At 71.1% G+C, this 18,211-nt stretch carries 21 protein-coding genes, 2 tRNA genes and 1 other RNA gene; 14 read left to right on the top strand and 10 right to left on the bottom strand.

Annotation, left to right across the window (positions count from 1 at the left end; genetic code table 11):
- Positions 1 to 214: 214 nt before the first annotated feature.
- An RNA gene (ffs, locus tag AC507J_RS07860) (signal recognition particle sRNA small type) lies at positions 215 to 304 on the bottom strand.
- Between the two features lie 81 nt (positions 305 to 385).
- On the opposite strand from ffs, the gene AC507J_RS07855 reads away from it, so the two are divergent.
- Positions 386 to 470 (top strand) — tRNA-Ser (locus AC507J_RS07855).
- 96 nt (positions 471 to 566) lie between these two features.
- Here AC507J_RS07855 and AC507J_RS07850 read toward each other — a convergent pair.
- Both AC507J_RS07850 and AC507J_RS07845 read right to left on the bottom strand, forming a co-directional pair.
- Positions 567 to 992 carry a type II toxin-antitoxin system VapC family toxin gene (locus tag AC507J_RS07850; protein WP_341718016.1) on the bottom strand — a complete coding sequence of 142 codons (426 nt, stop codon included), beginning with the start codon at positions 990 to 992 and terminating at the stop codon, positions 567 to 569.
- The gene (locus AC507J_RS07845; RefSeq protein ID WP_341718017.1) at positions 989 to 1,234 is read right to left on the bottom strand and encodes a FitA-like ribbon-helix-helix domain-containing protein; all 246 of its coding nucleotides are present in this window, start codon (positions 1,232 to 1,234) and stop codon (positions 989 to 991) included. Before AC507J_RS07845 ends, AC507J_RS07850 begins: the two co-directional genes overlap by 4 nt.
- A gap of 197 nt (positions 1,235 to 1,431) precedes the next feature.
- On the opposite strand from AC507J_RS07845, the gene AC507J_RS07840 reads away from it, so the two are divergent.
- The gene (locus AC507J_RS07840) at positions 1,432 to 1,839 is read left to right on the top strand and encodes a PadR family transcriptional regulator (protein ID WP_496288403.1); all 408 of its coding nucleotides are present in this window, start codon (positions 1,432 to 1,434) and stop codon (positions 1,837 to 1,839) included.
- Positions 1,836 to 2,921 carry a hypothetical protein gene (locus tag AC507J_RS07835; protein WP_496288402.1) on the top strand — a complete coding sequence of 362 codons (1,086 nt, stop codon included), beginning with the start codon at positions 1,836 to 1,838 and terminating at the stop codon, positions 2,919 to 2,921. The genes AC507J_RS07840 and AC507J_RS07835 overlap by 4 nt, the downstream gene beginning before the upstream one ends.
- Positions 2,922 to 3,047: 126 nt before the next feature.
- On the opposite strand, the gene AC507J_RS07830 is transcribed toward AC507J_RS07835, so the two are convergent.
- A complete protein-coding gene (locus AC507J_RS07830) occupies positions 3,048 to 3,320 on the bottom strand; it encodes a flavin reductase (RefSeq protein ID WP_496288401.1) in 273 nt (90 codons plus the stop codon).
- Between the two features lie 251 nt (positions 3,321 to 3,571).
- Here AC507J_RS07830 and AC507J_RS07825 point away from each other — a divergent pair, with 251 nt between their 5' ends.
- From AC507J_RS07825 to AC507J_RS07810, 4 genes are read left to right on the top strand one after another with little or no spacing between them, the layout of a single operon-like run.
- Positions 3,572 to 4,339: a Scr1 family TA system antitoxin-like transcriptional regulator gene (locus tag AC507J_RS07825; protein WP_496288400.1), complete on the top strand. Its 768-nt coding sequence runs from the start codon at positions 3,572 to 3,574 to the stop codon at positions 4,337 to 4,339.
- Entirely contained in the window at positions 4,336 to 4,536 is a 201-nt protein-coding gene (locus AC507J_RS07820) for a DUF397 domain-containing protein (protein WP_496288541.1), read from the top strand. The genes AC507J_RS07825 and AC507J_RS07820 overlap by 4 nt, the downstream gene beginning before the upstream one ends.
- 43 nt (positions 4,537 to 4,579) lie before the next feature.
- On the top strand, positions 4,580 to 5,137 hold the full coding sequence (locus AC507J_RS07815; protein ID WP_496288399.1) for a hypothetical protein: 558 nt from the start codon (positions 4,580 to 4,582) through the stop codon (positions 5,135 to 5,137).
- A gap of 39 nt (positions 5,138 to 5,176) precedes the next feature.
- Positions 5,177 to 5,707 carry a thioredoxin domain-containing protein gene (locus AC507J_RS07810; RefSeq protein WP_496288398.1) on the top strand — a complete coding sequence of 177 codons (531 nt, stop codon included), beginning with the start codon at positions 5,177 to 5,179 and terminating at the stop codon, positions 5,705 to 5,707.
- Positions 5,708 to 5,711: 4 nt separating this feature from the next.
- On the opposite strand, the gene AC507J_RS07805 is transcribed toward AC507J_RS07810, so the two are convergent.
- Together AC507J_RS07805 and AC507J_RS07800 are read right to left on the bottom strand one after the other, a co-directional pair.
- Positions 5,712 to 7,073, bottom strand: a complete 1,362-nt coding sequence (locus AC507J_RS07805; protein ID WP_496288397.1) for an alpha/beta hydrolase family protein — start codon at positions 7,071 to 7,073, stop codon at positions 5,712 to 5,714.
- A 153-nt stretch (positions 7,074 to 7,226) separates the two neighbouring features.
- A tRNA-Ser gene (locus AC507J_RS07800) sits at positions 7,227 to 7,313 on the bottom strand.
- Positions 7,314 to 7,388: 75 nt separating this feature from the next.
- Here AC507J_RS07800 and deoD point away from each other — a divergent pair.
- The 4 genes from deoD (at position 7,389) to AC507J_RS07780 (ending at position 10,947) form a co-directional block, all read left to right on the top strand.
- A complete protein-coding gene (deoD, locus tag AC507J_RS07795; RefSeq protein WP_496288396.1) occupies positions 7,389 to 8,096 on the top strand; it encodes a purine-nucleoside phosphorylase in 708 nt (235 codons plus the stop codon).
- Positions 8,097 to 8,221: 125 nt separating this feature from the next.
- Positions 8,222 to 8,860 (top strand): TetR/AcrR family transcriptional regulator, encoded by a 639-nt coding sequence (locus AC507J_RS07790; protein ID WP_496288395.1) that lies wholly within the window; start codon positions 8,222 to 8,224, stop codon positions 8,858 to 8,860.
- On the top strand, positions 8,857 to 9,309 hold the full coding sequence (locus AC507J_RS07785; RefSeq protein WP_496288394.1) for an acyl-CoA thioesterase: 453 nt from the start codon (positions 8,857 to 8,859) through the stop codon (positions 9,307 to 9,309). Before AC507J_RS07790 ends, AC507J_RS07785 begins: the two co-directional genes overlap by 4 nt.
- Before the next feature lie 60 nt (positions 9,310 to 9,369).
- Entirely contained in the window at positions 9,370 to 10,947 is a 1,578-nt protein-coding gene (locus AC507J_RS07780; protein WP_496288393.1) for a helix-turn-helix domain-containing protein, read from the top strand.
- Between the two features lie 253 nt (positions 10,948 to 11,200).
- Here AC507J_RS07780 and AC507J_RS07775 read toward each other — a convergent pair whose 3' ends face one another.
- The 4 genes from AC507J_RS07775 to AC507J_RS07760 form a co-directional block, all read right to left on the bottom strand.
- Positions 11,201 to 11,650 carry a nucleoside deaminase gene (locus AC507J_RS07775; RefSeq protein ID WP_496288540.1) on the bottom strand — a complete coding sequence of 150 codons (450 nt, stop codon included), beginning with the start codon at positions 11,648 to 11,650 and terminating at the stop codon, positions 11,201 to 11,203.
- 169 nt (positions 11,651 to 11,819) lie between these two features.
- On the bottom strand, positions 11,820 to 12,353 hold the full coding sequence (locus tag AC507J_RS07770) for a tRNA adenosine deaminase-associated protein (RefSeq protein ID WP_496288392.1): 534 nt from the start codon (positions 12,351 to 12,353) through the stop codon (positions 11,820 to 11,822).
- 129 nt (positions 12,354 to 12,482) lie between these two features.
- Entirely contained in the window at positions 12,483 to 12,650 is a 168-nt protein-coding gene (locus tag AC507J_RS07765) for a hypothetical protein (RefSeq protein WP_171023025.1), read from the bottom strand.
- An 86-nt stretch (positions 12,651 to 12,736) separates the two neighbouring features.
- On the bottom strand, positions 12,737 to 13,078 hold the full coding sequence (locus AC507J_RS07760) for a hypothetical protein (protein ID WP_496288391.1): 342 nt from the start codon (positions 13,076 to 13,078) through the stop codon (positions 12,737 to 12,739).
- Between the two features lie 65 nt (positions 13,079 to 13,143).
- On the opposite strand from AC507J_RS07760, the gene AC507J_RS07755 reads away from it, so the two are divergent.
- The 3 genes from AC507J_RS07755 to AC507J_RS07745 all read left to right on the top strand — a co-directional run bounded on the left by AC507J_RS07755 (position 13,144) and on the right by AC507J_RS07745 (position 18,204).
- Positions 13,144 to 13,902 carry a M23 family metallopeptidase gene (locus AC507J_RS07755; protein ID WP_496288390.1) on the top strand — a complete coding sequence of 253 codons (759 nt, stop codon included), beginning with the start codon at positions 13,144 to 13,146 and terminating at the stop codon, positions 13,900 to 13,902.
- Positions 13,903 to 14,117: 215 nt separating this feature from the next.
- A complete protein-coding gene (locus tag AC507J_RS07750) occupies positions 14,118 to 17,039 on the top strand; it encodes a glycosyl hydrolase (protein ID WP_496288389.1) in 2,922 nt (973 codons plus the stop codon).
- Between the two features lie 100 nt (positions 17,040 to 17,139).
- Positions 17,140 to 18,204: a PHP domain-containing protein gene (locus AC507J_RS07745; RefSeq protein ID WP_496288388.1), complete on the top strand. Its 1,065-nt coding sequence runs from the start codon at positions 17,140 to 17,142 to the stop codon at positions 18,202 to 18,204.
- The last annotated feature ends 7 nt before the right edge of the window (positions 18,205 to 18,211 follow it).

The following is an 18,211-nucleotide window of genomic DNA, read 5'->3' as shown; positions in this document are numbered from 1 at the left end:
GCGCACGAGCCGGGAGGCGCGAGCCGGGAGCGGCAGGCCTCGGTTGCTTGATCCACTCGGGTTGCGGCATGTCGCGCCATCCGCGCCCCCGGAAGCCCCAACATGCCGCAACTGGAGCACCGGAGCCAGGCCGGAGCCAGGCCGGAGAGCACCGGAGCCAGGCCGGAGAGCACCGGAGCCAGGCCGGAGAGCACCGGAGCCAGGCCGGAGACAGAAAGGCCCCCCGTGCACCCGGCAGAGCTCGCTTATCCTTGCTGCCTTCCGGCCCTGGGGAGGTTCACGAGATACCGCCGCACGGGAGGTGCCCCCAGCCTACCCGACCCGTCATGGATCTTCAGGGGGTGGTGGGGTGGGCGTGGCGACGGAGACCTGTATCCTGGCTCGCGGAGGATTCGCCTAGAGGCCTAGGGCGCACGCTTGGAAAGCGTGTTGGGTTCACACCCTCACGAGTTCGAATCTCGTATCCTCCGCTCGCTTGAGAGCTGTAACACGACAGCGCCGGCCCCCATGGGGGCCGGCGCTGACTCGTCCTCTGCGGCTGAACGTACGCAGACACCCGTTTGTGCTTAGCCAGGCAACTCGTCCCAGGGATCCACGACCGGGATGCCGGTGTTGGTGAAATCCTTCAGATTGCGGGTCGCAAGGGTGGCCGCCTGGGACCGACAGATAGCGGCGATCTGCGCGTCGAAGCCGTCGATCGGATGACCGGCGTCATCGCGCGCGGCGACGATGTCGGCATAGGCGTTGGCCGCGGCGATGTCGAAGGGGAGCACCTGACGCGGGAAGGCAGCGAAGATCTCGTTGGCCGCTTGGTGCAACGACTCCCGGCGTCGTCCTTCGGGCAGGCGGGCGATGCCATAGCGGATCTCCGCGACAGTGACGGCCGTGGTGTAGAGGCCGTTATCCGAGTTCGCCCGCAGCCATTTGAGCACCGCGTGAGCCGGCTCAGCGCGCATGAGCTCGGAGACGACGTTCGTGTCGAGGACGATCATTCGGCCAGATCCGCCGCTCGCGGCGGCGTGTTCCGCTCTGGTACATCCAGATCTACACCGCCGAGTTGCTGGAACCGCTCGGTGAGCGCACTGAAGAGATCGGCTCGCGGCGCATCCTCGGCCACGGCGGTGGTCAGGATGGCCCTGATCTCAGCCTCCATCGAGCGACCGTGCCGAGCCGCGCGGAGGCGAAGCTTGTCTTTCACCGAGTCGTCCAGATCCCGGATGCTGAGGGCAGCCATCGCCTCGCCTCCTTCAGCTCAAGGGTCAATCTGATAGCAATGCTAGCGCAAGCGGTGACCAACGGGCCGCCGCGCCGGTTCGAGCGCTCAAGATCTGGTTTTCGCACCCATTGTCACTCCCGTCAGCAGCATCCGGCAGGGCACGATCAAGCATGATCGGTTGACGGTATATAACGGTCGCCGTACTATCGGTTCCCATGCAGGAACCCACCTTTCTGATCCTCACCGCGCTGGCCGCGCAGCCTCTGCACGGCTACGGGGTCATCCGAGCGGTCGACGAACTCTCCGGAGGCGAGGTCAAGCTGCGGCCGGGCACCCTCTACGGGGCCCTCGACCGGCTGGCCGAGCAGGGCCTGGTCACCGTCGACCGGGAGGAGGCCGTCGAGGGCCGACTGCGCCGCTACTACCGGCTCAGCGACCCCGGCGCCGCCGCGCTGAAGGCGCAGATCGAGCGGCTCCGCCGGCACGCCACCGCCGCCGAGGTTCAACTGGGTAAGCGCCTCGGCGACGCCCTCAGCTTCGGCTCGGCCAACCCCCTGAGCCGGGCGAATACCCTGAACCTGAGCCGGGCGAACGCCCTGAGCCCCGGCCTGGTGACCAAATGACCACCGCCTGGTCGGCCGGCGACGGCAGCGCCGGCTGGCCGACCGTTGATGACCGGCTGGAGCGCGGGTACCGGCGGCTGCTGCTCGCCTATCCGCGCCGGCACCGGCATCGGCACGGCACCGAGTTGGTGACCACGCTGCTGGAGATGGCGGCACCGGGGCAGCGCCGCCCCCGCATCGGCGACGCCCTGCACCTGGTCGCCAGCGGCCTGCGGCTGCGGTTCCGGCTACCCGCCGGTCGGCCGATGCTGGCTCTCGCCGCGCTGCTCACCGCGCTGACCATGGGCGGCTTCGGGGCCGCCGCCGGCTCCTGGCTGGGCGCCCAGACCTTCGCCGACCTGCCCGACGACGCCGCCATGGCCCGGATCATGCAGCAGGCCGGCGATGAGCGCGGCGGAACGCCACCTCATCGCAGTGCCTCTTCGTGGCATGCCGACAGCATCTCTTCGACCGCTTATGGCGTCGGCAGTTGGGACGCAGAGCAGACTCGGCAGCGGTTCGCCGCCGATGGCTGGTCGGTTTCCGGATTCACACCGGTCTCCGGCAAGAGCGTCACCGGCCACGAGGACGGGACCACCACCGAGACGACGTTGAGTGGAGCGCAGTTCACAGTCCAGTCGGAGGGCCTGCTCGTCAACGTCCGGGGATACTCCGATGGCTTCGTCTCGATCTTCGGCGGGGCGACGCGTACCGCCGCGTTCCTGCCCCTGGTCGTCGTCGGCACGGCGGTCGGGCTGGTGGTCGGCTGGCTGATCGCGGCGGCCGTCGCGTACCGGCTGGTGGCGGCACCGCCGGGACGGCGGGTGACCGCCGCCGGACTCTGGGGGCTCGCCCTGTTGGCGCTGGCGCTGCCGGCGGTCGCGCTCTACGGCAACGTCATGCGGGTGTTCCGCGACGGCAGCGCTCACGACTCTCCGGCGCTGACCGTGCACAGCGCCTTCAACCCGGGCGAGTACTACCCCTTCGGCCCATCGTGGCTGGTCCTCGGGCTGAGCATCGCCGGGCTCGCGGTCGCCGTCGCCACGGTGCTCGTCGCTCGCCCGGGCGAGCAACCACCGCAACCAGCGGCCGTCGCTGGCTGAGAGCTTTATCGAACGACAACGGGGACGGGGGCCGCCGGCTACGCCGAGCGGCCCCCGGTCGTGCCACCACCCAGGGCACTCTCCGCGAGCCGGTCCGGCACCCTCGGCAGTACGCGGACAGCCTCCTCATCCCCGGACACGCGCCCAGGACACGAAGCGGTCGTACAGCCCCACCGGCGACGGGCCGTCACCGAGTTGCGCGGCGGCCTCCGCGTACAACGCCGCGAGGTGGACCAGCAGGGCGGTCCGGTTCTCCCGGTACTGCCCGAGCAGTCGCAGCTTGGCGGGGCTGCACGGCCACGCGATCCCGCAGTCGCGGCAGCGCCACGTCGGGCGGGACGGTGGATGCTCCTGGCGACGGCGACTCGTGTGCCCGGAATACGAGCGCTGGTTCGACATCAGGTTCACCCCGATCCGTGCACGCGGTGAGTCGGCTGCGCGTGTCCAGCTCGACAGTCCTCGGTGGTGGATGGGGGCCGCCGTGACTGCTCGCCCGACGGCGGCCCCCCGACGTCATGACCGCCGGGTCAAAGGGGGATAAACCTCCACCGGCCACGCCGTCGATACCCCAACTTCCCGCAGGTGACGAGACAACTACATGGCGTAGCCGTATGGTGCGCAGATATTTGAGACGTCCACTGGGAGGCACCATGAACGACGCGCTGCGGGTGGCCCTGCGCGACACCGGGCACACCATCGAGTCGCTTGCGGAACACGTAGGCGTCGACCCGAAAACGGTCAGCCGGTGGCTGTTGGAGGACCGGATCCCGCATGCCCGGCACCGCCTGACAGCGGCAGAAGCGCTGCGCAAGAACGTCTCGGACATCTGGCCGGACATTTCGCGGCGTCGCGCGCTTGTCTGGTTCCGCCCCTGGCAGGAGATCGAACGCGAGGCGACGACCCTGCGTTCCTTCGAGTCCACGGTGGTTCCGGGCCTGCTCCAGACCGAGGCGTACGCCCGCGCGGTGCTCACCGGCGGCGGCCTGATTCCTCGCAACGAGGTGGAGCGACTGGTTGCCCACCGAATGTCCCGCCAGGTGATTCTGCAACACGAGGAGCCGCCGCGACTGACCGCTGTGCTGGACGAGGCGGTGCTCCGCCGCCCGGTCGGCGGCCCGGCCGTCATGCGCGAGCAGTTGCTCGCCCTCGCCGACGCCGCAGGCCAGCCACACATCCGGGTCTACGTGGTGCCGTCCACAGTGGGGGAATACGCCGGACTGAACGGCCCGTTCGTGCTGGCCACGGCGGCGGATCACCGGATCGCCGGCTACCTGGACAACCAACTCCAAGGACAGGTGGTTAGCGAACCGGCCGACATCGCGGCGATACTGGCCGCATGGGAAAACGTGCGCGGCGAGACGCTGTCGCACTGGCAGTCAATCGACCTGATCAGGGAGGTGGCGAAGTCGTGGAGCTGAGCGGAGCCAGGGAGTTTTCCGGCGCCCGGTGGCGCAAGAGCAGCCGCAGCAGCGGCAACGGCGGCAACTGCGTCGAGGTCGCCGGCAACCTGCCCGACGTGGTCGGCGTACGCGATTCGAAGGACCGGACCGGTCCGGTGCTGGCGTTCACCCCGGCGGCCTGGCGGGCGTTCGTCGCCGGGATCGACAAGAGCTGACCACCGTCGTACACATGTTCTATCCACAGGCTGTGGACGCGGAGTGAGTTACCAGCTCAGCGCGATCGTCGCGGACGCCGAGTTGCTGCGCGAGGAGACCCGCGAGCTGGACCATGCCGTGCTCGGTGAGCTGCGGCAGGATTTCGCCCTGCTGCCGGTGACGGCGCAGCTGGTGGAGGAGCTGACCGGCACCCCGCCCGACTACGCGCTCGACGACCCCGGCCCGGAGCAGCCCTTCACGCTCACCCTCTCCCCCGCGCTCACCGACGTGCTGGCGCGCTGGTCGCAGCGCGGGCCGGTGGCGTACGTCGAGGCGGAGTTCGCCGGTGGCGCCGGGCATCAGGCGGCGGTGGTCTGGCTGGGCGGGGCGTTGGCCTGGGGTCCGCGCTTCGACGCGGCGCTTGACGGGCCGCGTGCCGACTGGCCGATCAACGCCGCCCTGGTCGAGCTGGGCGCGGAGCCGGGCCGGTGGATCGACCCCTTCGCTGAGCTGGGCCTGCACGTCGAGCGGAGCACCGAGGGGTGGCTCGCGCATGGGCGGCGCGGGCTCAGCGCCGACTACTGGGACGAGTTGGCCGACGAATGGGAGGCTCGGCAATAACCTCTCCGCCCCCGTCACGTTGGGGACTGGGGGATTCTTATGAAATTGCGACAATTCGGCTTCATCGCCGTACTGCTACTGGCTGCCTCGGCATCGGGCAGCGGACCCATGACACCGGACCGCATCGCCGTCCACGAGCCCGTCGCGTCGACCACCGTGGTCGGCCTGGACGGTGTCGCCGATGTGGACTTCGGCGACACCGAGAGCGAGCTGACCCGGCGCGGCATCCTGCGTACGGACGTCGACGCCTGCGGTCCCACGCTGGCCGGGCACGACATGATCAGCCCGATCTTCATCGAGGGCCGGCTGGTGCTGCTCTGGGCCGGTGACCCGGTCCAGACCCCGGAGGGCGTCACCGCCGGCACGCCGATCGCCGAGGTCCGGGGCAGATATCCGAAGGTGCGTGCCCTTCGCGCTCCACACGGGACGTACCGGTTCGACGGCCTGCTCGCCCGCGACGGCGACCGCGCCTACCTGTTCCTGCACGACGGCCAGACGGTCCGCAAGATCATTGCCGGCTACGCCAGCTGGGCCCGCCGCCTCTTCCTCGACGGCCACTCCCCCTGCTGACCGGCTAGCCCTCCCCGACGTTGAAGTCGTCGAGGTCGACCACCGGTTGGCAGGTCTGGCGGGCAGCCTGGCCCGCCAGTCGCGTACCCAGCCAGTCACTCATGTCCTCGTAGGGCCGATGAGACTGCCACGGAGTAGCGGGAATGATGCTCAGGTGATCGAGGCCGCGGTAGGTGCGGTAATCCACGACATCTCCGAGTGTGCAGAGATCTGCAACGAGTTGGTTGGTCCTCGACTGAGGGACGGTGGTGTCGGCGCTGCCCTGTTGGACCAGCATCGGTGCAGCCGAGGGCCGCTGCGCGGGATAGATGCTGCGGAACCAGCGCAGTAGCGTCTGGTTGCGTGCCCAGTCGGGGTTCACCCAGGACTTGATCACCGACTTCCGCTTCTTCAGGTACTTGATGAGCTTGCCGAGGCACAGCTCTTTTATCGCCGGCAGGTGCGCCGCGAACTCGGGCGAGAGCAGATCTGTGTACCGGATGTGCTGTGGTGCGAACATCTTCGCGGCCACCGCCGCGTAGCTGACGTACGCGGCCATCTCCGGTGCCGAGGGCATGTGCGGGCTGGCGGCCAGGTTTTCCACGATCGGGATGAGGGTGCTGCCTGTCGCAATCGGGACGGTGCCGAGAAGATCCAGCTCGGGTGCCCGACCAGCAGCCAACTCACCCGCGCCGAGAGCGGACAGGCCGCCTTCCGAGTGGCCCGCCACGAACCACCGCCGCCCCAGCGCGGGCGACACGTTCCGGGCGGCCCGAACGCTGTCGACCACGGACCGACCCAGGGTGTAGAGCTGGAACCAGTTGTGCAGCTGCCCGGGAAGGCCCAGCCCCGGATAGTCGGTCGCGACGACCGCGTACCCGTCGCGCAGCAGGCGCGTGTGCAGGCCGACGTACCCCTGCAAGTCGGGGTCCTTCGATGGCGCGCATTCCGGTCCGAGGCCGGAGGTCCCGTGCCCCCACGCCACCATCGGCCACCCGCCCCTGGGTGCCGTACCTCTCGGAACCAGCACGTAGCCGGTCACCGCGATCGGTCGCCCGTGGATGCCCTCCGAGCGGTACATGATCCGCCACGCCTGGGAGCTGGCCAGGTGCACGGGTAGTGCGACCTTCATCCGCTCGAACTTGAACACCCCGCCGACCGGGGTTCCGGCCAGTTCCGCCGCGCTGGGGTTCCGATAGAAGCCGCTCGGGTCGTGCTGAGACCCGATCACTCCCGCGTCGCCGCCCGTCGCGTCCGCACTCGCCACACCCGACGGTGTGAGTACGGTGACGACGCTGAGCCCGAGACAGAGGATCAGCCGTCCGACTCGGCGGCGCCGTAACAACAGCCGCGCGTGGCTGGATTCCGAGACGACGGGCTCCGCCATGATTCGCTCCATTCGGTCAGAAGGTGCGTTCACAGCATCATTCGGACCAACGCCTCCGAGAGCGGGATTGACTGGCGGGTCACCGGTTCGGGGACCTGAAGATCAAAGCAGAATGCCCGATCGATCTCTGCGGATCGATCGGGCATTCACGAGCGGTGGCGGAGGGATTTGAACCCTCGGAGGGCGTAAACCCTCACACGCTTTCGAGGCGTGCTCCTTAGGCCGCTCGGACACGCCACCGCCGACGAGGGTACAGGACCCCCCGTTCGGACGCCGAACCGGTCCCGGCCGGGCCGGCCTGGCAGGATCTCTGCCATGAGTACGCACATCGGCGCGAAGCCGGGCGAGATCGCCGAGCGGGTCCTGATGCCGGGTGACCCCCTGCGGGCCAAGTGGATCGCGGAGACCTACCTCGAGGGCGCGAACTGCTACTCGACGGTCCGGGGGATGCTGGGCTTCACCGGCCGTTGGAACGGGGTCGAGGTCTCCGTGCAGGGCTCCGGGATGGGCATGCCCTCCGCCTCGATCTACGCGCACGAGTTGGTGAACGAGTACGGCGTGAAGTCGCTGATCCGGGTCGGCTCGTGCGGCGCGCTGACCGAGGACCTGCAACTGCGGGACGTGATCGCGGCGAGTGGGTCGTCCACCGACTCGAACATGAACCGGGTCCGCTTCGACGGCCTGATCGACTATGCCCCGGTCGCCGATTTCGGGCTGCTGCGTACCTCGGTGGAGGTGGCCGAGCGGCGCGGCATCGCGATGCGGGTCGGGCCGATCCTGGCCGCGGACGCCTTCTACACCGACCGGCCGGACCTCTACGACCGGCTGGCCGACTACGGGGTGCTGGCGGTGGAGATGGAGTCGGCGGCGCTCTACACAATCGCCGCCCGGTTCAAGGCCCGCGCGTTGACCCTGTTGACGGTGAGCGACCACATCAAGACCGGCGAGAAGACGACCTCGCAGGAGCGGGAGCAGACCTTCAGCCAGATGGTCGAGATCGCCCTGGACACCATCGTCGCCTGAGGTAACACCTTTCCAGGCGTCCCGCCACCGGCCATCGGTGGCGGGACGCTTCGCGTCCGGGCCCGTGACCACCATCACGACAAGAATAAGCACGACCGGTCGGTCTTTTTTAGTAGTGTCGCGGCATGACCGTCGACGGCCGGCTCGCCCGGGGTGAACGCACCCGCACCGCCGTGCTGGACGCCGCCGTTAGCCTGGCCTCCACCGAAGGACTCGACGGGCTCTCCCTCGGGCACCTCGCCGACTCCCTCGGCGTCAGCAAGTCCGGCCTCTTCGCCCACTGGCGTTCCAAGGAGGCGCTCCAGCTCGCCACCATCGACCGGGCCGTGACGCAGTGGCAGGAGCTGATCATCGACCCGGCGCTGCGCGCACCCCGGGGCGTACGCCGGATCCGGGCACTGCACGAGGCCCGGATCGACTTCTACGCCACCCAGGTCCTCCCCGGTGGCTGCTTCTTCGCCACCACCGAGTTCGAGTTCAACGCCCGGCCCGGCGCGGTCCGGGACCGCCTCATCGAGGTCTTCACCGACTGGGCCGGCTTCCTGGAACGGCTCGTGGCGCAGGCGGTCGAGCTCGGTGAACTGCCCGCCGGGACGGATCCGGCGCTGCTGGCGTACGAGATCGACTCGTTCGGGATCGCCGCCGCGATGCGCTCCCGGATGTTGGACCCGGACACCACCTACCGGCTCGCCCGGGGCGGCGTACTGCACCGACTGCGGGCGCTCTGCCCGGATCCGAACCTGCTACCGGAAGGCCCGTCATGAGTCACGCCCTCGCCGAACCCGCCGCCGTCGAGTACGGCCACGTCGAGCACGCCATGGTCCACTTCGACGACCTCGACGCCATGGGCCTGCTGCACAACGCCCGGTACGCGCTCCTGCTGGAGCGGGCGCTCACCGCGTACTGGTCGGAGCGGGGGGTGGCCTACCGGAACGGGGCCGCCACCACGCCCGACGTCTTCCACGCGGTCCGCGAGTTCACCATCACCTACCGGGCACCGATCACCGGCACCGGGCCGGTCGCCGTGCACTTCTGGCTGGAGCACCTCGGCACCAGCAGCGCCGCGTACGCCTTCCGGTTCCACTCGCTCGACGGCGCCACCGTCTACGCCGAGGGTCGGCGGGCCGTGGTCCGGCTCGATCCGGCCACCATGCGGCCGGCCCCGTGGACCGACACGGCGCGGACCGTGGCCAGCACGTTGCTACCGGCCTGACGCGCCGGGCCGGCGGGTAACCTGATCGGCCATGCCACCCGCACTGGAACGCTTCCGGACGTGAGCGGCGGTCGCCGCCTCGACGACGTGCTGACCCTGGCGGCACTCGCCGCCAAGCCGGCCGCGGTCCGCGCCATCCTGGACTGGCTCGCCACGCGTACCGGCGGATCGGTGACGCTCATCGATGCCGAGGGCGAACCGGTCTCACTCCTGTCCGCCGCGACAGGGCAGGGCTGGCCGGTCGCGCACCGGCCGGCACTGGCGGCTGCTGCGGGCGCGGTGCCGGGCATGTCCCGGAGCGGCACCCCGTCGGCCGTGCTCAGCGACGCCGACGGCCGGGTCGTCCAGCTCGTCGCCCTCGGCAGCCCCGGGACGCCGTATCTGATCGTCGTGGCACAGACCCGCGCGGACCACGAACTCCTGCTCGTCGACGCGGCGCGCACCCTCGGTCTCTGCTGGCGCCTGGCGGAGGCCGAGGGCGCGCGTCGGCGGTTCGAGTCCGCCGAGGCGCACACCCGCGAGGCGGTGCTGCATCTGCTCATCGTCGGCGATCTGGGGCCGGCCCGGCGGATCGCCGGGGCACTGCACCCGCCGCTCGCCGACACCATCCGGGTGTACGTCGTGGAGTGTGCCTCGTCGCGTCGGCAGGAGATCGCCGCCCAGGTGCAGCGGCTGTCGCTCGGCCGTGCCTGGCTCGTACCGTGCCCCGTGCGGCCCAACCACCTGATCGCGCTCGTGCCCACCACCCCGCCGGACGGAAACCCGGACGACCACGGGACAGCCGGCGACGGGAGATCGGGCGGCGACGGGGGTGCGGGCGACGACGGGAGTGCGGACGGCGATGAACTGCTTCGGCGGATCGCCGAGCTGCGACCGCCCTGCCGGGTGGGGGTGAGCGAGGAGGTCTCGCTGGGTGACACGGCGACCGGCTACGAGCAGGCATTCCACGCCCTGGCAGTGGCCCGGACCGCGCCGCAGGGCTACGCCGGTTTCGGCCAGCACGGTGAGCTGGCCGCGCTCACCGGCGACGCCGGCCTGGCCTGGGCCCGGGCGGTGCTGGCCCCCTGCCTGGCCTACCGGCCGACCCGCCGTGGCGCGCCCGGCCCCCGCGAACTGCTCGACACTCTCGCCTCCTGGCTCACCTTCGACAGTGCCGCAAACCGTCACCTCAAGCTGCACCGGAACACCCTCACGGCCCGGATAAGCCTGCTCAACGAGTTGCTCGGGATGGATCTGCACCGCGTCGGCGATCAGGCGACGCTCCGACTGGCCCTGCGCCTGCACGGCAGGGCGCCGGTGGGTCCGGCCCTCCCGCCCGAGTCGACCGCTGCCCGTACGCTCGACACGCTGCTGGCGACCCCGGGCGCGCTGGCCTGGGCGACCGCCCAACTGCACCCGCTGGAGAACGCCGACCAGCCCGCGCTTCTGACCACGGTCCGATCCTGGTTGGCCGCCGACGCCCGGCTCTCGTCCACCGCTGCCACCCTCGGCATCTCGATCCCTGCCACCCGGAAACGGCTGATTCGCGCCGAGGCACTGCTCGGCCGGTCGTTGCTGCGTGCACCCAGCGCCCGGCACGATCTGTGGCTGGCGCTGCGGGCCGTCGAGCGGTCGAGGCGGACCACTGTGCACAGCTGAACCGGATGGACGCGGACTGTGCGGTCTGTTCCTCGCGGCCCGGCGCGCCGCCACCTACCGTGGTGGCGGTCGGGGGCGCTGCCGGGGGGCTGACCATCGGCAGTGCCGGGACACCCGGCTGGCCGTGGGGTCGAGGGGGTTCCACGGCGGACGGGCGCACACCGCTGACCGCCCCCGAGCTACGGCAGGGTCGGGGGAAGAAACGGGGGCAGCGGTGTGCTCTCCGGGCAGCCGGCGGCAAGGCCGCTTCCGGTCAGCGGAAGAAGGCGCGCAGGACGGCGGCGGCCTCGGTTTCCAGGACGCCGCCGTACACCTCCGGGCGATGGTTGAGCCGGCGGTCGCGCAGCACGTCCCAGAGTGAGCCGGCCGCGCCGGTCTTCGGCTCCCAGGCACCGAAGACCACGGTCGAGACCCGGGCCAGCACCAGCGCTCCGGCGCACATGGTGCAGGGTTCCAGGGTCACCACCAGGGTGCAGCCGTCCAGCCGCCAGCGGCCCGTCCGTTGCGCCGCCCGCCGCAGCGCCAGCACCTCGGCGTGCGCGGTCGGGTCGCCGGTCAGCTCGCGTTCGTTGCGGCCGATCGCCAGTTCCGTGCCGTCCGGGCCGTAGAGCACCGCGCCGACCGGCACGTCGTCTCCGTCGCCGCCGGGCACCGCATCCGGCAGGTCCGGTCCGGTGACGGCGACCGCCAGGGCGCGGCGCATCCAGAGTTCGTGCCGCTGCCGCCGGCCGGTGCCGCCCGGGTCGGCCAGGCCCTCGTCGGCACCCGGCCCGACCCGGCCGACCGCGCCGGGGGTGGGCTGCCCGGCCCGTACCGTCTCCAGCGCCGGATCGGTCACGTCGGCCGGCTCACCGCCCGAGAACGGAGCCGGCTCAGACCTCACGCAGTTCCTCGACGTCGTCGACGCAGCCCAGCACCTGGCACACCTCGGCGGTGACGTCGGCCGGCATCATTCCCTCGTGGGTGCAGAGGGCCAGCAGCCGCTGCGCGGGGATGCCCAGGTCGGCCAGGAGGTCCGCCTCCCCGACCGGGTCCGCCTCCGGGTCGACGGCCGGCTGTTCGGCATCGTCATCACCAGCGGCGGCGACTACCGGGCGCGCCTCCTCGGTGTCGTCGAGCCCGGTGACCGACGTCTTGAGGTCGCCGATCAACAGGGTGCCCAGCCGGGATTCCTCGGCGAAGGCCGAGTCCGATCCGAAGACCCGCAGGTCCTCCCCCTCGTCCAGGCGCAGGATGACCAGGTAGGTGTCGTCCGCCTCGACGAAGAGCAGGGAGATGTCGGCGTCGGGTGCCACGTCGCGCAGTCGCTCGGCGACCTCGTCGACGTCGGCGGCACCCCGCAGGTTCAGTTCGGCAGCCGTCCAGCCGCCCTTCTCGCGTACGACGGCCGCAGCGAAGTACGACACGGTCCCCCCAAGTGGCCTCGAGACCAGCTCACACCGGCCCGTTACGCGTGCACGTTAGCCGGTCGGGTCGGCAGTCGACCGGTCAACGCCCCGAAGGGCCGGTCATTGGTGGGGAAAGTAGCGACGCCGTCAGCCGGCGAGGCGGCGGCGGGTGGCGATCAGCTGGCGCAGCCGCTCGGTCCGGGCACGCTGCGGCCGCTCCCGTTCGCGTACCGCGCGGGCGTCCGCCAACTGCGCCAGGAGCTGAAGGCGGCGTCGGCTGCGATCGGGATCGAGCCGCGGAGTGGTCCAGGCCATACCGGGAGCGTGCCCAGTCGCGGCGACCGAGTCAAGACGGGTTTCGGTGCCCACCCGACGACGCAGCGGAGTCACCGCCGGTCGGCTCACCAGAGGGGCCAGTCACCACTTGTCGCCCAGCGGGTCGCCACCGCGGCGGCGGCGATGCTCCAGCCTCCGGCGGTGACGATCGCGATGCCGGCGGCCACCCCCCGGTCGCCGAAGCGGACCAGCAGCAGGGCCGCCAGCCAGGCCAGGCCCCCGGCGAGCAGGGTCCACCAGGCGTAACCGGCGAGACTGCGGCCGAGCAGGCCGAAAAGCACCAGCCAGGCGACCGCGGCGGCCGCCCCGGCGGCGACACCGGCACCACTGACCTGGTGCGGTTCGCGGTAGGTGGGGCGCGGGGGTCGCCCGGAGGGAAAGAGACCCGACGGGCTGTACGGCTTCATCCTGGTCCGCTCCTCACTGCCCTGGACGGTACTGCTGACCGTACCGACTCTGCCAGGATGGCCGGGTGGTCCCGCTGACGATCGGACGCCGCACCGCGTACGCGGTGCTGCTGCTCGTGCCGCTGCTCGCCGCCGCCGGCTGTGCCGCCGGCAGCGAACCGAACTGGGCCGAACCGACGCCCGCGACCAGCCCGACGGCCGCGACCGCGCCCACCGCGACCGGTGCCGCCCCGGCCACGACCAGCCCCGGGCCGGACGCCGCCGACCAGCCGGCGCCGACCGCCACCGCACCCCGCGCCGGACTGCCGCACGTCTTTCCGGTACGCGCGCAGAAGGTGGCGTACCACCCGACCCACTCCGCGTACCCGGGGACGGACATCTTCGCCGACTGCGGTGAGCCGTTCGTCGCGGTAACCGACGGCACGATCGGCGAGGTCAGCCGCCGCGACCGGTACGACAAGCGGGGTCCGCAGGGTCCGTACAACGGCGGCCTGTCGGTGTCGGTCCTCGGCGACGACGGCGTGCGCTACTACGGCTCGCACCTGACCGAGGTCGCCGACGGCATCGAACCGGGGGCGCGGGTGCGGGCCGGTCAACAGCTCGGCACCGTGGGCCGGACCGGCAACGCAAACAACGTCTGCCACCTGCACTTCGGCATCTCCCCACCCTGCCTTGGTGAGGACGGCTGGTGGATCCGCCGAGGCGTGGTCTGGCCGGCGCCGTACCTCGACTCCTGGCGCAAGGGTGGCAACCGCGAGCCGGCCACCGAGGTCGCCGCCTGGCACCGCAAGCACGGCTGCCCGGAGCAGCCGTCGGCGCGCTGACCCGCGCCACCACCTGAGCGGCGCGCGCCTCGCTCCCGGCTAGCCGGCGTCCCGCGTCATCCGCATTTCATCGCTGCGACACATTGACGGCGGTCTGGCCGGTGAACTACCGTCCGCGTAACAACCAAGAGAGCGCTCTCTTGACGACTAACCTCACAATCATGACGAAACGCGCCCCGCCCACCCCGGCCGGACCGGCGCGCGATGGAGGAAAGATGAGACCTCCCGTCCCACACCGCACCCACCACCGACTCCTGGCCGCCACCGCCACCGCGGCCCTCGTCCTCGGCGGCGGACTCGCCGTCACCCTCACCTCGGCGGCCCAGGCCGCGCCGGTCGGTGCCGGCAGCTACACCACCACCCCGGTCGGCCCGCTCCCCGGCGGCTGCGGAACCATCGCCACCAACCCCCGGCAGTTCGCCACCGCCGCCGCCCCGCCGGGCCCGGTACCCACAAACGACTGGTGGTCCTCGCTGCTCTGGAAGCGCCTCAACTGCGCATTCAGCGAACCGCTGCACGCGCACCCGGTCGCCTACCAGCCGGTCACCGACGGGCTCGGCTTCTCCGCCACCTCCACCGCCACCATCACCGGCACCGCGACCGGCGTCGGCGAGTTCAAGTACCCCTACGTGGAGGACATCCGGGTCGGGGTGGCCGGGCTCGGCGCACCGAACGTCCTGGTGGACGACTGGACGGACTGGACCGTCACGCCGTACTGGAGCGACGGGTCGCGGACCCTGCGCGCGACGATCGGCCACGGCCTGCCGTTCACCTACTTCCGCGCCACCGGCGGTGACGCGCTGATCAACGTGACCGGCGGCAGCCCCACGATCTGGTCCAACAGCGGCACCACAATCGGCTTCACCGTCCGTGGCCACGACTACGTCGCGTACGCGCCGACGGGCGCGACCTGGACCGTCAGCGGCGGCCGGATCAGCTCCAACCTCGCCGGACGGGGCTACTTCTCGGTCGCCCTGCTGCCGGCCACCGCCGACGCCAGCGCCCGCAGCCAACTCGCCAACACCTACCGCACCTACGCGCACGCCCACGTCACAGGCACCCGCGTCGCGTACAGCTACAACCAGGCGACCAGCCGGGTGGAGACCCGCTACACCTTCACCACCACACCACGTGAGGGCACCGAGACGCGGACCGTGGTCAGCCTCTACCCGCACCAGTGGAAGTCGCTGACCGGGACCACCCCGATCAGCCAGACCTACCCGTCGCCCCGGGGCCGGATGAAGGTGCTCACCGGGGTCGCCGAGTTCCGGACCTCGATGCAGTTCCACGGCGTACTGCCCGAGGTGCCCGCGGTCGCCACCGGTGCCGGTGCCGACCTGACCACGCTGCGGCAACACCTCGCGGCGGTACGCAGCAACCCGATGGACCAGCGCGGCAACGACACCTACTGGACCGGTAAGGGGCTCGGCCGGGCGGCCCGGATCGCCGAGATCGCCGACCAGGTCGGCGACACCGAGACCCGGACCGCGGCGCTGAACGCCATCCGCACCACGCTCACCGACTGGCTCACCGCCTCGCCCGGCGAGACCGAGCGGCTCTTCTACTACGACCAGCGGTGGGGCACGCTTATCGGCTACCCCGCCTCGTACGGCTCCGACCAGGAGCTGAACGACCACCACTTCCACTACGGCTACTACATCGCCGCCGCCGCGACGCTTGCCAAGTTCGACCCGGCCTGGGCCCGCCAGGACCAGTACGGCGGCATGATCGACCTGCTCATCCGGGACGCGAACAACTACGACCGGGCCGACAGCCGCTTCCCGTACCTGCGTGACTTCGACATCTACGCCGGGCACGACTGGGCCTCCGGGCACGGCGCCTTCGCCAGCGGCAACAACCAGGAGTCCTCGTCCGAGGGGATGAACTTCGCAAACGCCCTGATCCAGTGGGGCCAGGCCACCGGGAACACGGCAGTCCGGGACGCCGGCATCTTCATCTACACCACCCAGGCGGCGGCGATCCACGAGTACTGGTTCGACGTCAACGACGAGAACTTCCCGGCCGCGTTCGGGCACAACAACGTGGGCATGGTCTGGGGCGACGGCGGAGCGTACGCCACCTGGTTCAGCGCCGAACCGGAGATGATCCAGGGCATCAACCTGCTGCCGATCACCGGTGGTCACCTCTACCTGGGCTACCACCCGAACTACAACGCGCAGAAGTACGCCGAGCTGGTACGTAACAACGGCGGTGAGCCGACGGTGTGGCAGGACATGCACTGGCAGTTCCTGGCCCTCGGCGACGCCGACGCCGCACTGGCCAAGCTGCGCGCCAACCCCGGCTACACACCGGAGGAGGGCGAGAGCCGGGCACACACCTTCCACTGGATCCGCAACCTGGCCGCGCTGGGCCGGGTGGACACCGGGGTCACCGCCGATCACCCGCTGGCCGCCGTGTTCAACCGCAACGGTGCCCGGACGTACGTGGCCAGCAACATCTCCGCCACCCCGCTGACCGTACGCTTCTCCGACGGAACGCAGCTCTCGGTGGCGCCGGGGCGTACCACGACCAGTGGCGCACACAGCTGGAGCGGCGGCAGCGCCGGTGGTGGTACGCCGCCGAGCCCGACGCCCACCCCGACCGCCACGCCGACTCCGACTCCGACCGCCACGCCCACGCCCACTCCGACGCCCACCAACCCACCCTCCAGCTCACCGGTGCGCTACCTGTTGGCTGGTGGCGGTCTGGGTGCCGCCGGCACCACCGGCAGCACCACCGTGAGCAGCGCCGGGGGCGCCAACTACGACGGCACGCCGCGTAACCCGGTGGTCTTCACCGCGACCGGGCTGAACCTGAATCACACCGGCGGACAGACCGCGTTCGACCTGTTCCTGGACGCCGGCACGGCGGTCGGCAACGGGGTGCAGGCCCGCATCTCGTACGACCTGACCGGCGACGGCTCCTGGGAGCGGGTGGAGACGTACCGCTACTTCGCCACCGATCCGGTGACCGGCTGGGAGAACTACACCCAGGCGGCCGGGCTGCACTCCAGCAGCGGAACCCTCGGCAACCTGCGCGGCGGCACCGTCCGGGTGGAGGTCTGGTCCGCCATCGGCAACAACCCCAGCACCCTCGGCGTCGGCAACCGCTCGGTCGTCCGGCTGCCGTACAGCTGATCCGTACCCACCATTCGGCGGCCCACCTCCCGCCTGTCCCCACCACCCCGCGCCGCCGGTCGTCTGCCGACCGGCGGCGCGGGCGCGTAGGTTGCAGGACATGAGCCGCGACCCCATCGCCGACCTGCGCCGGATCGCCTTCCTGCTGGAACGGGCGAACGAGGCCACCTACCGGGTCCGGGCCTTCCGGTCGGCGGCGAACGCGCTGGCCGCGCTGCCGGTCAAGGAGGTGGCCGACCGGGTTCGCGCCGGCAGCCTCACCGAACTGGCCGGGGTCGGTGACGTCACCGCCCGCTGCGTGGCCGAGTCGCTGGCCGGTGAGGAACCGGTCTACCTGCGCCGGCTGCTCGCCACCGAGGGCACCGACCTGGACGCCGAGGCCACCGAGCTGCGTACCGCCCTGCGGGGCGACTGCCACACCCACTCGGACTGGTCCGACGGCGGCTCGCCGATCGAGGAGATGGCGCTGGCCGCCGTCGAGCTGGGCCACGAGTACCTGGTGCTCACCGACCACTCGCCCCGGCTCAAGGTGGCCCGGGGGCTCACCGCCGACCGGCTGCGCCGGCAGCTCGACCACGTGGCCCGGCTGAACGAGGCGCTGCCGGAGGGGTTCCGGATCCTCACCGGCATCGAGGTGGACATCCTCGCCGACGGTTCGCTCGACCAGGAGGAGGAGCTGCTGGCCCGGCTGGACGTGGTGGTCGGGTCGGTGCACAGCGGCCTGAACGACGACCGGGCGAAGATGACCCGCCGGATGCTTGCCGCGATCGCCAACCCGCACCTGGACATCCTCGGCCACTGCACCGGCCGGATGGTGTCGTCCCGGCCGGCCGGGGTGACCGGTCCGGGGGACCGTGGGCACCGCGTGCGGACCCGGGCGGAGAGCGACTTCGACGCCGACGCGGTCTTCGCCGCCTGCGTCGAGCACGACACCGCCGTGGAGATCAACTCACGTCCGGAGCGGCAGGATCCGCCGAAGCGGCTGATCCGGCGGGCGTTGGAGGCCGGCTGCCGCTTCGCCATAAACACCGACGCGCACGCACCCGGGCAGCTCGACTGGCAGCGCTTCGGCTGCGAACGCGCGGCCCGCTGCGGCGTGCCCGCCGACCGGGTGGTCAACACCTGGACCGCCGACGACCTGCTCGCCTGGACCCACCGCCGCTGATCCACTC

This window comes from Micromonospora sp. PRAS1 (genome assembly GCF_059553435.1).
This window is presented reverse-complemented; position numbering and strand designations above follow the sequence as displayed.

Coding starts and splice junctions, on each gene's coding strand:
- AC507J_RS07845 (WP_341718017.1), bottom strand. CDS start 1,234: ATGGCTGCCCTCAGCATCCGGGATCTGGACGACTCGGTGAAAGACAAG.
- AC507J_RS07810 (WP_496288398.1), top strand. CDS start 5,177: ATGAAATTGCGACAATTCGGCTTCATCGCCGTACTGCTACTGGCTGCC.
- AC507J_RS07825 (WP_496288400.1), top strand. CDS start 3,572: ATGAACGACGCGCTGCGGGTGGCCCTGCGCGACACCGGGCACACCATC.
- AC507J_RS07840 (WP_496288403.1), top strand. CDS start 1,432: ATGCAGGAACCCACCTTTCTGATCCTCACCGCGCTGGCCGCGCAGCCT.
- AC507J_RS07805 (WP_496288397.1), bottom strand. CDS start 7,073: ATGGCGGAGCCCGTCGTCTCGGAATCCAGCCACGCGCGGCTGTTGTTA.
- AC507J_RS07775 (WP_496288540.1), bottom strand. CDS start 11,650: ATGCGCCGCGCCCTGGCGGTCGCCGTCACCGGACCGGACCTGCCGGAT.
- AC507J_RS07760 (WP_496288391.1), bottom strand. CDS start 13,078: ATGAAGCCGTACAGCCCGTCGGGTCTCTTTCCCTCCGGGCGACCCCCG.
- AC507J_RS07785 (WP_496288394.1), top strand. CDS start 8,857: ATGAGTCACGCCCTCGCCGAACCCGCCGCCGTCGAGTACGGCCACGTC.
- AC507J_RS07830 (WP_496288401.1), bottom strand. CDS start 3,320: ATGTCGAACCAGCGCTCGTATTCCGGGCACACGAGTCGCCGTCGCCAG.
- AC507J_RS07850 (WP_341718016.1), bottom strand. CDS start 992: ATGATCGTCCTCGACACGAACGTCGTCTCCGAGCTCATGCGCGCTGAG.
- AC507J_RS07750 (WP_496288389.1), top strand. CDS start 14,118: ATGAGACCTCCCGTCCCACACCGCACCCACCACCGACTCCTGGCCGCC.
- AC507J_RS07745 (WP_496288388.1), top strand. CDS start 17,140: ATGAGCCGCGACCCCATCGCCGACCTGCGCCGGATCGCCTTCCTGCTG.
- deoD (WP_496288396.1), top strand. CDS start 7,389: ATGAGTACGCACATCGGCGCGAAGCCGGGCGAGATCGCCGAGCGGGTC.
- AC507J_RS07835 (WP_496288402.1), top strand. CDS start 1,836: ATGACCACCGCCTGGTCGGCCGGCGACGGCAGCGCCGGCTGGCCGACC.
- AC507J_RS07765 (WP_171023025.1), bottom strand. CDS start 12,650: ATGGCCTGGACCACTCCGCGGCTCGATCCCGATCGCAGCCGACGCCGC.
- AC507J_RS07790 (WP_496288395.1), top strand. CDS start 8,222: ATGACCGTCGACGGCCGGCTCGCCCGGGGTGAACGCACCCGCACCGCC.